Here is a 12,989-nt window from a genome sequence, read left to right as displayed (position 1 = left end):
GAGACGGGGGGTTGAGCAATCGCCAATCGTGGCACGAACGTCCCAAGCCTCAGCCATGGATAACCGTAGAAGCTGGCTTGCCAGCGAATGCAACTTCAAGAGTTGCGCAAAACCCGGGGGCCCCTTCGCCGGCAAGCCGGCTCCTACGGGGGATAGGCGGGGAATGGGGGGAGCCTTCAGCCCTGGAACTCGGGGTTGGCGTAATCGGCCAGTTTGCCCTGGATGAAATCCAGGAAGCACTGGATGCGCAGGGCCAGTTGCGAGTTGCGGTAGTACACGGCGTTGATCGGCTGGCGATAGCCGCTGTTGAACGAGGCCAGCACCGGTTGCAGGCGCCCGGCGCGGATGTCGTCGATGGTCATGAAGTGCGACAGGCAGGCAATGCCCTGCCCTTCCAGCGCCAGGTGGCGCAGGGTCTCGCCACTGGAGGCGCTGATGCCCGGCTGGATCTGCCAGCGATCGCCATGCACATGGCGCAGCGGCCAGTGGTTGAGGGTCTCGGTCTGGGTGAAGCCCAGCAGGGTGTGCCCGGCCAGTTCGGCCACGCTCTGCGGCGTACCGTGGCGGGCCAGGTAGTCAGGGCTGGCGAGGATGTGCAGCGGGCTGCAGCCCAGGGAGCGGGCATGCAGGGTGGAATCCGCCAGCACGCCGATGCGGATGGCGATGTCGGTGCTCTGTTCCAGCAGGTCGATGATCAGGTCGTTGCTGTTGAGCTCCAGCTGGATATCCGGGTACAGGCTGCGGAACTCAGCCACATAGGGAACGATGGCGTGCAGCATGAAGGGCGATGCGGCGTTGATCCGCAGGCGCCCGGACGGATTGCGCTGGCGCGAGGACAGGCGCTCTTCGAGCTCGTCCATCTGATCGAGGATCAGCTTGGCCTGTTCGAAGAAGTAGCGCCCTTCCTCGGTCAGGTCCATGCGTCGCGTGGTGCGGTTGATCAGCGTGGTATCGAGCTTGGCCTCCAGCCGCGACAAGCTGCGGCTGACCGCCGAAGGGGTCTGGGCCAACTGCTCGGCGGCGGCGGAAATCGAGCCGCACTCGATGACACAGACGAAGACTTGCAACTCGTCGGATCGGGCTTTCACATGAGTCCTCTGGCGGCAGCGGGGCGAGATCGCCCCTGAATTTCAAGGCACTCAATAGTAGCCGGATTCAGCCCGGCAGATTGAACACTGCCTTGAGGTGTTCCTCGTAACGCTGCACATCGCCTTCGATGTTCGGGCGTTTCATCACGTCCACGCAGAGGAAAGTCGGCAGGGCGCTCATGCCCAGGAACTGGTTGGCCTTGTGGAACGGGAAGTAGACCGCGTCCACGCCCTTGGCCTCGAAGAAGTCGGTGGGATCGTCGAAGGCTTGCTGCGGGGCGTTCCAGGTCAGCGAAAGCATGTACTGCTTGCCCTGGATCAGGCCGCCGCTACCGTACTTCTGCGAAGCATCGGAGCGGGTCCGGCCGTCGCTGGCGTAGAGGCTGCCGTGGCCTTCGGTGAAGACTTCGTCGATGTACTTCTTGACGATCCACGGCGCGCCCATCCACCAGCCGGGCATCTGATAGACGATCACGTCAGCCCAGAGAAACTTCGCCACTTCTTCTTGGATGTCGTAGCCCTCGTCGATATGGGTGACCTTGACCTCCAGGCCGCCACGATCCAGTACCGCCAGGGCGGTGTCGTGCAGGGTGGCGTTGTAGCGGCCATCGGAGTGGGCGAATTGCTTGGCGCCATTGAGCAGCAGTACTTTTTTCATGATCCAGCCTCATCGGGAACAACCCGTTGCGCATCGGTAGCGGCGGGCTGTGAAGATTGAAAACGATGGCGGCAGGTTAATCAGGCCAGGGCCGGAGAATAAGCCCGGGTTGTTCAAAATACATTTGACTCAAACGCACGAATCAATGGTTGATTGTTGCCTTAGAATTTTTGCCGACCTCCCCATCAGCAAGAGTGCTCCTTATGCCCACACCCCAGGCCTTCATCCTTCACGCCAAGACCCGCCCGGAACGGGCTGATGCCTTCGAGGCGTTCTTTCTCGGCCATGTAGCCGCCAGCCGCGCTGAAGCCGGCTGCATCGAATACCACATGCTGCGGGACCGACAGGACCCGAGCCTGTTCATTTTCTATGAGGTCTGGGCTTCCCAGGAGGCGCTGGATAGCCACTCCAGCCTGCCGCACATGCAGCAGTTTCTCGACGCGCGCATGGACTACCTGGAGCAGGACTTCCAGATCCGCGCCATCGACATGCTCAGCCCGGCCGCGGCTGGCCGCTGAGCAAAAGCTAGCCGCTGATCAGCAAGTGCCCGCCCAAGAGGCCCATGCCGACAAAGAACACCCGCTTGAACAACTGGGCGCTGATGCGCTGGCGCAACCACTGCCCCAGCCACATGCCCAGCAGCGCCGGGGCCAGGGTCAGCAGCGAGGCCCCCAGCTCGGCGCCGCCCAGGGCGCCGCGCCACAGCAGGCCGCCGGCCAGGGCCAGGGTCGAGACGGTGAACGACAGGCCCAGGGCCTGCACCAGCTGATCCTTGTTCAGCCCCAGGGCTTGCAGGTAGGGCACCGCCGGAATCACGAACACCCCGGTGGCCGAGGTGATGACCCCGGTGACCAGCCCGCACAGCGGCCCCAGCCAGCGCTCCTGGGCCGCCGACACTCGCAGGGTCGGCAACAGCAAGCCGCTCAGGGCATATAGCAGTAGCGCCGCCCCCAAGCCCCGCACCACCCAATGCCCGGCGTCGATTCCCAGCCACAGGGAGCCGGCGGCGGTGCCGGCAAAGATCGCCAGCAGCATCGGCCACAGGCGCTTGAGCAAGGCCGGCAGATGCCCGCCCAAGGCCAGTTGCCAGAGATTGGTCAGGGTCGCCGGGATAATCAGCAGGGCCGCAGCCTGCGCCGGTGCCATAGCCAACCCCAAGAGGCCCATGGCAACGGTGGGCAGGCCAAGACCGATCACCCCCTTGACCATGCCGGCCAGCACAAAAGTGCCGATCACCAACAGGGAAAGGGCCATTCCGAGATTCTGATAAAACGCGAGCGAGCTATTCATGGGCCTATCCTGCGCCCTGCTCGCCCTGCTGAAAATCTGCCATATACTGAGCCAGCCTCTTGCCCGGCAATAGGCATATACAAAAACCTATTGCCCGTACCGCCCTAGGAGCTGGCTTGCCAGCGAAAGCGATTTCGAGATTTGCGCAAAACCCAGCGGCCTCTTCGCCGGCAAGCCGGCTCCTGCAAAAATGACGCTCCCCGAGAGATGCCCCATGCACTTCGACCTGATCGACCTGCGCCTGTACCTGAACATTCTGGAGGCCGGCAACATCACCGCCGGTGCCGCTCGCAGCCACTTGTCGCTGGCCGCCGCCAGCGCTCGAATCCGCGCCATGGAGGCCTCGCTGGGCATCGAGTTTCTCGAACGCGGGCGTCGTGGCATCCGCCCGACAGCCGCCGGCAAGGCCCTGGCCCAGCATGCACGAACGCTGCTGCTGTACGCCGAGCACCTGCAGCAGGACCTTGGCGAATACGCCAGGGGGGTCAAGGGCCAGGTGCGCCTGCTGTGCAACACCACCGCACTCAGCGAGTACCTGCCAGAGCTGCTGGCAGACTTCCTGCACAGCCAGCCCCATGTCGATATCGAGCTGCAGGAGCTGCCCAGCCAGCGCATCACCCACGCCCTGCGCCAGGGCGCGGCGGACCTGGGGATCGTCTCCGATGCGGTGGACACTCAGGGCCTGATGACCCGGGCCTTTCGCGACGACCCCCTGGTGCTGGTGATGCCCCCGGACCACCCCTTGGGTGCCCTGGCGGCCCCCAGCTTCAGCGACAGCCTGGCCCACGACTATGTCGGCCTGGCCAGCCACAGCGCCCTGGCGGTGTACCTGGAGGAACAGGCCCTGCACCTGGGCCGGCGCATGCAGTTGCGCATCCGCGCCGAAGGCTTCGACGCCGTGCTGCGCATGGTGGCCCGCGGCGCCGGGCTGGCCCTGGTGCCCCTGGCGGCCCTGCAACGCAACCTGCACCTGGCTCTGCAAAGCCGCCCCTTGAACGAGGCCTGGGCACGCCGCCGCTTGCTGCTGTGCGCCCGCGACTTCAACGCCCTGCCCCTGTATGCCCAGGGCTTGTGCCGTGCGCTGCTGGAGCCTTGACTCTCCCCTTAGGGGCAGACTTTAGCCTTGGGGTTTATTCCTCAAGGACCACGGCAATGAGCAAACGCATCCTGGTGATTCTCGGCCACCCTTCGCGCCACAGCCTGTGCGCGGCATTGAGCGAGCGCTACGTGAAAGCGGCGCAGGAAGCCGGCCATGAAGTGCGCCAGCTCAAGCTCGGCGACCTGCATTTCGACCCGGTGCTGCGCGAAGGTTATCGCCAGATCCAGCCCCTGGAAGAAGACCTGCAGCAGGCCCAGGCCGACATCCTCTGGGCCGAGCACCTGACCTGGGTCTTCCCCATCTGGTGGGGCGGCATTCCGGCACTGATGAAGGGCTTTCTCGATCGCGTGCTGCTGCCGGGCTTCGCCTTCAAGTACCGCCCCGGCAAAGCCTTTCCGGAGCAGCTGCTAAAGGGCCGCAGCGCCCACCTGCTGGTGACCATGGATACACCGCCCTGGTACTTCCGCTGGTTCTACCGCATGCCCGGCTTGCAGCAGATGCGCCGCACCACCCTGGCCTTCTGCGGCATCAAGCCCTTGCGCACCCTGACCTTCGGCCCGGTGCTGGACGCCAGCCAGGAACGCCGGGCCGACTGGCTGCTGCAAGTGGAGCAGCTTGCCAGGCAGTGAAAGCGCCGGATAATGCGCAACGCCGTCCACCGCCCGACGACCCGGTACTGGAAAAGGAGCCTTCATGTACATCGGCCAAGCCGCGCAACTGTCCGGAACCACGGTCAAGAGCATCCGTCATTACGAGGCCATCGGCCTCTTGCCCGAAGCGCCACGCCAGGGTCGCTACCGCCTGTATGACGCGCAGAGCGTCGAGCAACTGATATTCATCAAGTGCGCCCAGCAGTTGGGCTTCAAGCTCAAGGAACTGCAGCAGGTGTTCGCCACCCACCAGGGGCAGGCCTTCCCCTGGGACCGGGCCCAGGCGGCCCTGGCGCAGAAAAAGCGCGAGCTGCAACAGCAGATCGAGGATTTGCAGCAGTTGCAGGGCCGGCTCGAGCTGTTCGAGACCAGCCTGCAACAGGCGCGAGAGGAATGCCCCCTGGGCAGCCGCTAGGACCGCCCGGGCGGCCTTGCTTCAGACCTCCGACAAGCCGGCGACCACCCGCGGCTTACGAAAGCACAGGTAATAGACCAGGGTCAGCAACAGCAGGAACGGCACCCCGAACACCAGGGTCATCTTGAACGCCTCGGTGAAGAAGGTGGTGATCATCACCGCCCCCATCAGCACCAGCCCCAGCAGGGTGCTGTAGGGAAACAGGCGCATGCGGAACGACAACTGCTGCTCGCCGTGGCGCTGGTGATAGCGGCGGAAGCAGTAGTGGGTGAGGAAGATCATGAACCAGGTGAAGATCGCGCCGAACATCGAGATCGCCATCATCAGGGTGAACGAACTCTCGGGGTACAGCACGTTGACCAGGGTCGCCAGGGCGATGCCGGAGCTGGACAGCAGCAGGGCATTGAGCGGAATCCCGTTCTTGCTCAGGGCCCCCATGGACTTGGGCGCATAGCCGGCGCGGGACAGGCTGAACATCATCCGTGTGGTGATGTAGAGCTGGCTGTTCATCGCCGATAGCGCGGCGATCAGGATCACGAAATTCATCACCCCGGTGGCCCCGGGAATACCGATGGTCTGCATCACCGTGACGAACGGGCTCTGGGCCTTGCCGGCCTGGGCCCAGGGCACGATGGCCAGCATCAGCGCCAGGGTCAGCAGATAGAACACCACCAGGCGCACGATAGTGGCGCGAAAGGCCTGTTTCACCGCGCGTTGCGGGTCCTTGGCCTCCCCCGCCGCCACCGCGATCATCTCCACGCTCAGGTAGCTGAAGATCGACACGATCACGGCAATCCACATGCCTTCGAAACCGTTGGGAAAGAAGCCGCCGTGAGCACTGTAGTTGTGCAGCCCGTAGTCGGGGTTGCCAGAGCCGAACACCACGTACACCGCCAGGATGATGAAGCCGACGATGGCGGCGATCTTGATGGTGGAAAACCAGTATTCGAAGTTGCCGAAGGTCTTCACGCTGATGCCGTTGAGCACGATCAGCACGCTGGAGAAGGAGATGATCCACACCCACTCCGGAACGTTGGCGAACCAGTACTTCATGTACATGGCGATGGCCGTGACTTCGGCCCCCACCGCCAGCACGATGGCCGCCCAGTAGGCATAGCGCACCAGGAAGCCGGCCAGCGGGCTGACGTAGAACTCGGCGTAGGCACCGAAGGAGCCGGAGGTGGAATGGGCCACGGTCATTTCCGCCAGGCAGCCCATCAGGATCAGGGTGATCAACGCGCCGATGGCGTAGCTCAGCAGCACGCTGGGGCCGGCATAACCGATGGCGTAGGCGCTGCCCATGAAGAGCCCGGTGCCAATGGCCCCGCCGATGGCGATCATGCTCATCTGGCCGGCGGTCAACTGCCGCCTGAGGCCGTGCTCGCGATTGGATATCGCTTCGAAACCCTTGTTGGAGGTGGTCACTTTGAGTGCCTCTTTATTGTTGTGTGCACGTATAAATCGTTGTGACGGCCCGTCCTTGTGCCGCTGGCCTGGTCGCCGCACAGGGCGGCAACCAGGGGGTGAAACACGTCTCAGGTCACGCTGTGGCGCACCTGGAATTGCGCCTGGGCCCAGGTTTTCTGGTCGAGGATTTCACCGAGGATCTGCACCGCGTCCCACACCTCGCTGAAGCGGGTGTACAGCGGAGTGAAGCCGAAACGCATGATCCGCGGCTCGCGGTAATCGCCGATCACGCCCCGGGCGATCAGGGCCTGGATCACCGCGTAGCCTTCGGGGTGCTCGAAGCTCACGTGGCTGCCACGCTTGGCATGCTCACGCGGGGTCACCAGCTTCAGCTCGTGACCGGCGCAGCGCTGCTCCACCAGTTCGATGAACAGGTCGGTCAGCGCCAGGGACTTGCGCCGCAGGCTCTGCATGTCGGTCCGTTCGAAGACTTCCAGGCCGCATTCGACCATGGCCAGAGAGGTAATCGGCTGGGTGCCGCACAGGTAGCGGGCAATGCCGCTGGAAGGCTCGTAGCGGGTAGCCATGTCGAACTGCCGGGCATGGCCGAACCAGCCGGACAGCGGCTGGGTAACCAGGTCGCAGAGCGCCGGAGCGACCCAGGCGAAGGCCTGGGAGCCGGGGCCGCCATTGAGGTACTTGTAGGTGCAGCCGATGGCGTAGTCGGCGCCGCTGCGGCCCAGGTCCACCGGCACCGCACCGGCCGAGTGGGCCAGGTCCCAGATGCTCAGGGCGCCCGCCTCGTGGATCAGCCCGGTGGTCGCCTGCATGTCGTGCATGTAGCCGGTCTTGTAGTTGACGTGGGTCAGCAGCACCACCGCGGTGTCCTGGCCGATGGCCGCCGGCAGTTGTTCCGGGCTGTCCACCAGGCGCAGGGAGTACCCCTGCTGCAGCAGCTGCGTCAGGCCTTCGACTATGTACAGGTCGGTAGGAAAGTTGCTGCTTTCGGAGACGATCACCCGCCGCAGGGGCGCACGTCCGGCCTGGACCTGCAGGGCGGCGCTGAGGACCTTGAACAGGTTGATGGAAGTGGTATCGGTGATGACCACCTCACCAGCACCCGCACCGATCAGCGGCGCCAGCCGATCCCCCAGGCGCTGGGACAGGTCACGCCAGCCGGCCGTGTTCCAGCTGCGGATCAGGCCCTCGCCCCACTCTTGCTCGATCACCTGCCGGGCCCGCTCGGCAGCCGCCACGGGGCGGGCACCAAGGGAGTTGCCATCGAGGTAGATCACCCCTTCGGGCAGGCTGAACTGTTGGCGCAGCGGCGCCAGGGGGTCCTGTTCATCGAGACGCAGGCAGTGGTTTTTATCGATCATTGGCAGTCCTGTCTTGGTCAATGTCATGCCCACCGGAAGGGGCCGGGCACGGGGTCCTGGAAACCCGAAAACTTGAGAAATAATGGACGAAGGCCGGGAGAATTTTCGTGCAAAGTGCAGCGCGCTGTCGTACTAATCTCGAATAAAATTCTAATCCTCCAATAAAAAACGCGGATTTATGCCAACCATGACCCTCGACTCCACGGACCTGCGCATCCTCTACTTCCTGCAACAGGACGGGCGTATCAGCAATCAGGAACTGGCGGAGAAAGTCGCCCTCTCGCCCTCGGCCTGCCTGCGCCGCCTGCGCCTGCTGGAAACGGAGGGGATCATCAGCGGCTATCGCGCCCAGCTCAATGCCGAGCGCCTGGGCATCGAGCTGGAGGCGATCGTCCACGTGTCCCTGCGCCAGGACGTGGAAGGCTGGCACGAGACCTTTATCGGCAAGGTCCAGCAGTGGCCGGAAGTGGTGGCCGCCTACGTGATCACCGGCGCCAGCAACTACGTGCTGCGCATCCAGGCGCGCAACCTCAAGCACTTCTCGGATTTCATCGTCAACCATCTGAACCGGGCCTCGGGCGTGACCGACATCCGCTCGGAAATCGTCCTGCAGAAGATCAAGGAACAGAACAGCCTGCTGGACCTGGTGCAGCGCAAGTAAGCCGTCCTAGAACCCGGCCGGTCGCCGCGCGGGGTGACGCTGGGCAGTGACGCTCGGGGTTTCGTCGAACAGCTTGCGGTACTCGGCGGAGAACCGCCCCAGGTGGGTGAAGCCCCAGCCCAGGGCAATCTCCGAGATGTTGCGCGCCGAGCCGTGCTCGAGAATTTCCTGGCGCACGCCATTGAGCCGGTGGCGCTTGAGGTAGGCCATGGGCGACAGGGCGAAGTACTTGCGAAAGGCCTCGAACAGCTTGAAGCGCGAGACGCCGGCGGCGGCCTCCAGGTCTTCCAGGTGCACGGTCTCGCGGGCATGTTCATGCAAGTGCTGGCGGGCCCGTACCAGATAGTGGGGCAGCTTGACCCCGAGCATCGCCCGCAACTCGCTGGAGTAGTTGTTGGGCTGGGCCAGGATCAGGCCCTTGATCAATGAGCTTTCGATTTCCCGGGTGAAGGCCAGCTGTTCATAGAGCTCGTTGCCCTGGGCCAGTTCGCCGATGAAATGCTGCGCCATGCGCCACCAGGCCGCGGCGGCACCGTGCAGCGCATCCATGCCGGGCTCAAAACGCAGCGGCTCCAGCACCGGGCGCTGCAACAGGCCCTCCAGGGCCTCGCTCATGGCCGGCCGGGAAATCACCACCTGCAGCTTGCGACAGTCTCCGGAGATGGCCAGCACCTGGCTTTCGTTGGGGGCGATGATCACCCCCTGGCCGCGGTCCGAGCGCAAGAGGCGCCCGTCCTTGCTCAGTTCCTGCTCGCCGCACAGCGGCAGGCTCAGGCTGTAGCTGCTGAAGCGCTCGGTGTCCTGGATATCCACCACCACATCGGTGCCGTATTCGATGATGCCCAGGGTCGTGGAACGGGACCTGAGCACGTTGGCACTGTGGTGGAAACGAATGCGTTCGGGGTTGGCGGTTTCCAGGCGGTGAGGCCCACAGATTCCCGCCATCCAGTTCCTGGCCCCTTCAAGGTCAAAGCGATCGATACGAATCTCGCGAAACTGCCCATCAGCCTTGCTATTCATCACGGCGCACCCACGGCAATTTTTATTCAGCGCGCTCTGACGGCGCGTCTTGTATGACAGGGCAAGTTTTGCGCCAGCCGACGGCGCTGCCAACCCAGTGGATAGCAATCGTCGACTAAGTGGATAACCGGGCCCCATCACTCTCATTGGCTGCGCTCACAGTAGCCGATCAGCGCACCAACAGGCAGCCATCCATCGCTTGCCTGCACGATGCTGGGTAGATGCTACCCAGGGGCCCGCTGCTCCATGCCTTGCCGGGAACGGGCAATTTTGTGGATGACCTTGGCCGACTAAGCGGATAGCCGCAGGCCCCCTCCCCTCTCTCTAATGACTGCACCCGATTGGCCTGAATAAAAAAGGTACCGACTCATGAGTGGTGCAAGAAACGTCGAGCAGTGGCAAGACTTCATCGGCAGCTGCCTGGATTTTCGTCCCGCGGACGGGGTGTTCCGTATCGCCCGGGACATGTTCACCGAACCCGAGCTGTTCGACCTGGAGATGGAGCTGATCTTCGAGAAGAACTGGATCTACGCCTGTCACGAAAGCGAGCTGCCCAACAACCACGACTTCATCACGATGCGCGCCGGGCGCCAGCCGATGATCATCACCCGCGACGGCGAGGGCCGGCTCAATGCCCTGGTCAACGCCTGTCAGCACCGCGGCACCACCCTGACCCGGGTTGGCAAGGGCAACCAGTCCACCTTCACCTGCCCCTTCCATGCCTGGTGCTACAAGAGCGACGGGCGCCTGGTGAAGGTCAAGGCGCCAGGGGAATACGACGAGGGCTTCGACAAGGCCACCCGCGGCCTGAAGAAGGCCCGCATCGAGAGCTACAAGGGCTTCGTCTTCATCAGCCTGGACGTGGCCGCCGACAATTCCCTGGAAGACTTCCTCGGCGACGCCAGGATCTTCTTCGACATGATGGTCGCCCAGTCCCCCGACGGTGAGCTGGAGGTGCTGCCGGGCAAGTCCGCCTACACCTACGACGGCAACTGGAAGCTGCAGAACGAGAACGGCCTGGACGGTTATCACGTCAGCACCGTGCACTACAACTACGTGGCCACGGTGCAGCACCGCCAGCAGGTCAACGCCGACAGCGGCGCCGGCAGCAGCGCCACCCTGGACTACAGCAAGCTCGGCGCCGGCGACGCCAGCACCGACGATGGCTGGTTCGCCTTCGAGAACGGCCACAGCGTGCTGTTCAGCGAAATGCCCAACCCGGCGGTGCGCTCCGGCTACGCCAGCATCATGCCGCGCCTGGTGGCCGAGCACGGCCAGGCCAAGGCCGAGTGGATGATGCACCGCCTGCGCAACCTGAACATCTACCCCAGCCTGTTCTTCCTCGACCAGATCAGTTCCCAGTTGCGGATCATCCGCCCCATTGCCTGGAACAAGACCGAGATCATCAGCCAGTGCATCGGGGTCAAGGGCGAGAGCGACGCCGACCGGGAAAACCGCATCCGCCAGTTCGAGGATTTCTTCAACGTCTCGGGCATGGGCACGCCGGACGACCTGGTGGAGTTCCGCGAGGCCCAGCGCGGCTTCCAGGGGCGCCTGGAGCGCTGGAGCGACATCTCCCGCGGGCGCCAGCATTGGGTCAGCGGGCCCACCGCCAACAGCGAGAACCTGGGCATCCAGCCGGCCATGACCGGCACCGAGATCACCCATGAGGGGCTGTACGTCAACCAGCACCGCAACTGGCAGAAATTCCTCCTCGACGGCCTGCAGCGCCGGCCCCTGAAACTGCGTGAGGTGTGATCATGAATGCGCAACTGCAGTACCAGATCGAGCAATTCTTCTACCGCAAGTCCGAGCTTTGCGATGCCCAGGACTGGGACGCCTACCTGCAACTGTTTGCCGTGGACAGCGAGTTCCACCTGCCCCAGTGGGACTCGGAACACGTCTACACCCGGGACCCGAAACGCGAGATGTCGCTGATCTACTACGCCAACCGTTCGGGGCTGGAGGACCGGGTGTTCCGCCTGCGCACCGGCAAGGCGGCCTCGACCATCCCTATGCCGCGCACCCTGCACATGGTCAGCAACCTGCGCATTGCCGAGGGCGACAACGGCCTGCTGCGGGTACGCCTGAACTGGCACACGCTGTTCTATCGCCTGGCCACTTCCGAGGAGTTCTACGGCCACGCCACCTACGACCTCAAGCCCCAGGGCGACAGTTGGCTGATCCAGCGCAAGCACGTGCTGCTGCTCAACGACACGATCAACTCGGTGCTCGATTTCTATCACCTCTGACCCACGGAAGTTCTCCCATGACGCACAAGGTCGCGTTCAGCTTTGCCGACGGCAAGACCCTGTTCTTCCCGGTCAAGGCCAATGAAATCCTGCTCGACGCCGCCCTGCGCAACGGCATCAAGATCCCCCTGGACTGCCGCGAAGGGGTGTGCGGCACCTGCCAGGGCCGTTGCGAGTCCGGCCAGTACAGCCAGGACTATGTGGACGAGGAAGCGCTCTCGCCCCAGGACCTGGAGCAACGCAAGATGCTCACCTGCCAGACCCGGGTGCAGTCCGACGCAGCGTTCTATTTCGATTTCGACTCCAGCCTGTGCCACAGCGCCGACCCGGTGCAGTTGCAGGGCTCGGTGATCGACGTGCGCCAGGTGTCCGAAAGCACCGCCATCCTCCACCTGGACCTGGGCGGCCATCAGGCGCCACTGGATTTCCTCCCGGGCCAGTACGCCCGCCTGAGCATCCCCGGTACCGGCACTAGCCGGGCCTACTCCTTCGCCAACCGGCCGGCGGCGGACAACCAGTTGCAGTTCCTGATCCGCCTGCTGCCCGACGGGGTGATGAGCAATTACATCCGCGAGCGCTGCCTGGTGGGCGACACCCTCCAGCTGGAGGCGCCGCTGGGGGCCTTCTACCTGCGCCAGATCAGCCGTCCGCTGATCCTGGTGGCCGGTGGCACCGGGCTCTCGGCCCTGCTGGCGATGCTCGAACAGATCGTCGAGCAGGGCTGCCAGCAGCCGGTGCACCTGTACTACGGCGTGCGCCACAGCCGCGACCTGTGCGAGCTGGAGCGGATCCAGGCCCATGGCGAACGCCTGGCGGACTTTCGCTTCACCCCGGTGATCAGCGACGCCGACCCGGATTGGCCGGGCAAGCGCGGCTACATCAGCAAACACTTTGACAGCAGCGAACTGCGGGACCAGGACACCGACATGTATGTGTGCGGGCCGCCGCCAATGGTCGATTCGATCCGGATCTGGCTGCAAGAACAGCAACTTAACCGCGTTCAGCTGTATTACGAGCGGTTCACCGAGAGTAATATCTGATCCCGTCAGCATTCGCCGTGATCGACCCCG

14 protein-coding genes are annotated in these 12,989 nt (G+C 64.0%); 8 read left to right on the top strand and 6 right to left on the bottom strand.

The window, feature by feature from the left end; translation table 11 throughout:
• Positions 1-176: 176 nt before the first annotated feature.
• Both BM382_RS12145 and BM382_RS12140 read right to left on the bottom strand, forming a co-directional pair.
• Positions 177-1,088, bottom strand: coding sequence for a LysR family transcriptional regulator (locus BM382_RS12145; RefSeq protein WP_011059134.1), 912 nt, complete (start codon positions 1,086-1,088; stop codon positions 177-179).
• Positions 1,089-1,155: 67 nt separating this feature from the next.
• Entirely contained in the window at positions 1,156-1,746 is a 591-nt protein-coding gene (locus BM382_RS12140) for an NADPH:quinone oxidoreductase MdaB (protein ID WP_015634065.1), read from the bottom strand.
• A 203-nt stretch (positions 1,747-1,949) separates the two neighbouring features.
• Here BM382_RS12140 and BM382_RS12135 point away from each other — a divergent pair, with 203 nt between their 5' ends.
• Complete coding sequence (locus tag BM382_RS12135) at positions 1,950-2,264, top strand: putative quinol monooxygenase (RefSeq protein ID WP_019095171.1); 315 nt, start codon at positions 1,950-1,952, stop codon at positions 2,262-2,264.
• 7 nt (positions 2,265-2,271) lie between these two features.
• Here the strand turns inward: BM382_RS12135 and BM382_RS12130 are convergent, their stop codons facing one another.
• Positions 2,272-3,036, bottom strand: coding sequence for a sulfite exporter TauE/SafE family protein (locus tag BM382_RS12130; protein WP_019095170.1), 765 nt, complete (start codon positions 3,034-3,036; stop codon positions 2,272-2,274).
• 214 nt (positions 3,037-3,250) lie between these two features.
• On the opposite strand from BM382_RS12130, the gene BM382_RS12125 reads away from it, so the two are divergent.
• From BM382_RS12125 to BM382_RS12115, 3 genes are all read left to right on the top strand, one after another.
• On the top strand, positions 3,251-4,132 hold the full coding sequence (locus BM382_RS12125; RefSeq protein WP_072442959.1) for a LysR family transcriptional regulator: 882 nt from the start codon (positions 3,251-3,253) through the stop codon (positions 4,130-4,132).
• A 56-nt stretch (positions 4,133-4,188) separates the two neighbouring features.
• Positions 4,189-4,764, top strand: a complete 576-nt coding sequence (locus BM382_RS12120; RefSeq protein ID WP_019095168.1) for an NAD(P)H-dependent oxidoreductase — start codon at positions 4,189-4,191, stop codon at positions 4,762-4,764.
• 64 nt (positions 4,765-4,828) lie between these two features.
• Positions 4,829-5,200 (top strand): MerR family transcriptional regulator, encoded by a 372-nt coding sequence (locus BM382_RS12115; RefSeq protein ID WP_019095167.1) that lies wholly within the window; start codon positions 4,829-4,831, stop codon positions 5,198-5,200.
• A 21-nt stretch (positions 5,201-5,221) separates the two neighbouring features.
• On the opposite strand, the gene BM382_RS12110 is transcribed toward BM382_RS12115, so the two are convergent.
• The gene (locus BM382_RS12110; protein WP_011059127.1) at positions 5,222-6,625 is read right to left on the bottom strand and encodes an amino acid permease; all 1,404 of its coding nucleotides are present in this window, start codon (positions 6,623-6,625) and stop codon (positions 5,222-5,224) included.
• Positions 6,626-6,735: 110 nt separating this feature from the next.
• Positions 6,736-7,986 (bottom strand): kynureninase, encoded by a 1,251-nt coding sequence (gene kynU, locus BM382_RS12105; RefSeq protein ID WP_072442957.1) that lies wholly within the window; start codon positions 7,984-7,986, stop codon positions 6,736-6,738.
• 187 nt (positions 7,987-8,173) lie between these two features.
• Here kynU and BM382_RS12100 point away from each other — a divergent pair, with 187 nt between their 5' ends.
• The gene (locus BM382_RS12100) at positions 8,174-8,647 is read left to right on the top strand and encodes an Lrp/AsnC family transcriptional regulator (RefSeq protein WP_011059125.1); all 474 of its coding nucleotides are present in this window, start codon (positions 8,174-8,176) and stop codon (positions 8,645-8,647) included.
• Positions 8,648-8,653: 6 nt separating this feature from the next.
• Here BM382_RS12100 and BM382_RS12095 read toward each other — a convergent pair whose 3' ends face one another.
• Positions 8,654-9,667 carry an AraC family transcriptional regulator gene (locus BM382_RS12095; RefSeq protein WP_011059124.1) on the bottom strand — a complete coding sequence of 338 codons (1,014 nt, stop codon included), beginning with the start codon at positions 9,665-9,667 and terminating at the stop codon, positions 8,654-8,656.
• Positions 9,668-10,036: 369 nt separating this feature from the next.
• On the opposite strand from BM382_RS12095, the gene antA reads away from it, so the two are divergent.
• The 3 genes from antA to antC are packed head-to-tail and all read left to right on the top strand — an operon-like array spanning position 10,037 to position 12,959.
• On the top strand, positions 10,037-11,425 hold the full coding sequence (gene antA, locus BM382_RS12090; RefSeq protein WP_011059123.1) for an anthranilate 1,2-dioxygenase large subunit: 1,389 nt from the start codon (positions 10,037-10,039) through the stop codon (positions 11,423-11,425).
• A 2-nt stretch (positions 11,426-11,427) separates the two neighbouring features.
• Positions 11,428-11,919, top strand: a complete 492-nt coding sequence (antB, locus tag BM382_RS12085) for an anthranilate 1,2-dioxygenase small subunit (RefSeq protein ID WP_011059122.1) — start codon at positions 11,428-11,430, stop codon at positions 11,917-11,919.
• A gap of 17 nt (positions 11,920-11,936) precedes the next feature.
• Positions 11,937-12,959, top strand: a complete 1,023-nt coding sequence (antC, locus tag BM382_RS12080; RefSeq protein ID WP_019095164.1) for an anthranilate 1,2-dioxygenase electron transfer component AntC — start codon at positions 11,937-11,939, stop codon at positions 12,957-12,959.
• Positions 12,960-12,989: the final 30 nt, after the last annotated feature.

It is taken from the genome of Pseudomonas sp. NFPP25 (genome assembly GCF_900116505.1).
Classification (GTDB): domain Bacteria; phylum Pseudomonadota; class Gammaproteobacteria; order Pseudomonadales; family Pseudomonadaceae; genus Aquipseudomonas; species Aquipseudomonas protegens.
Note: the sequence above shows the minus strand (reverse complement) of the source record. Positions and strands in the feature narration are given on the sequence as shown.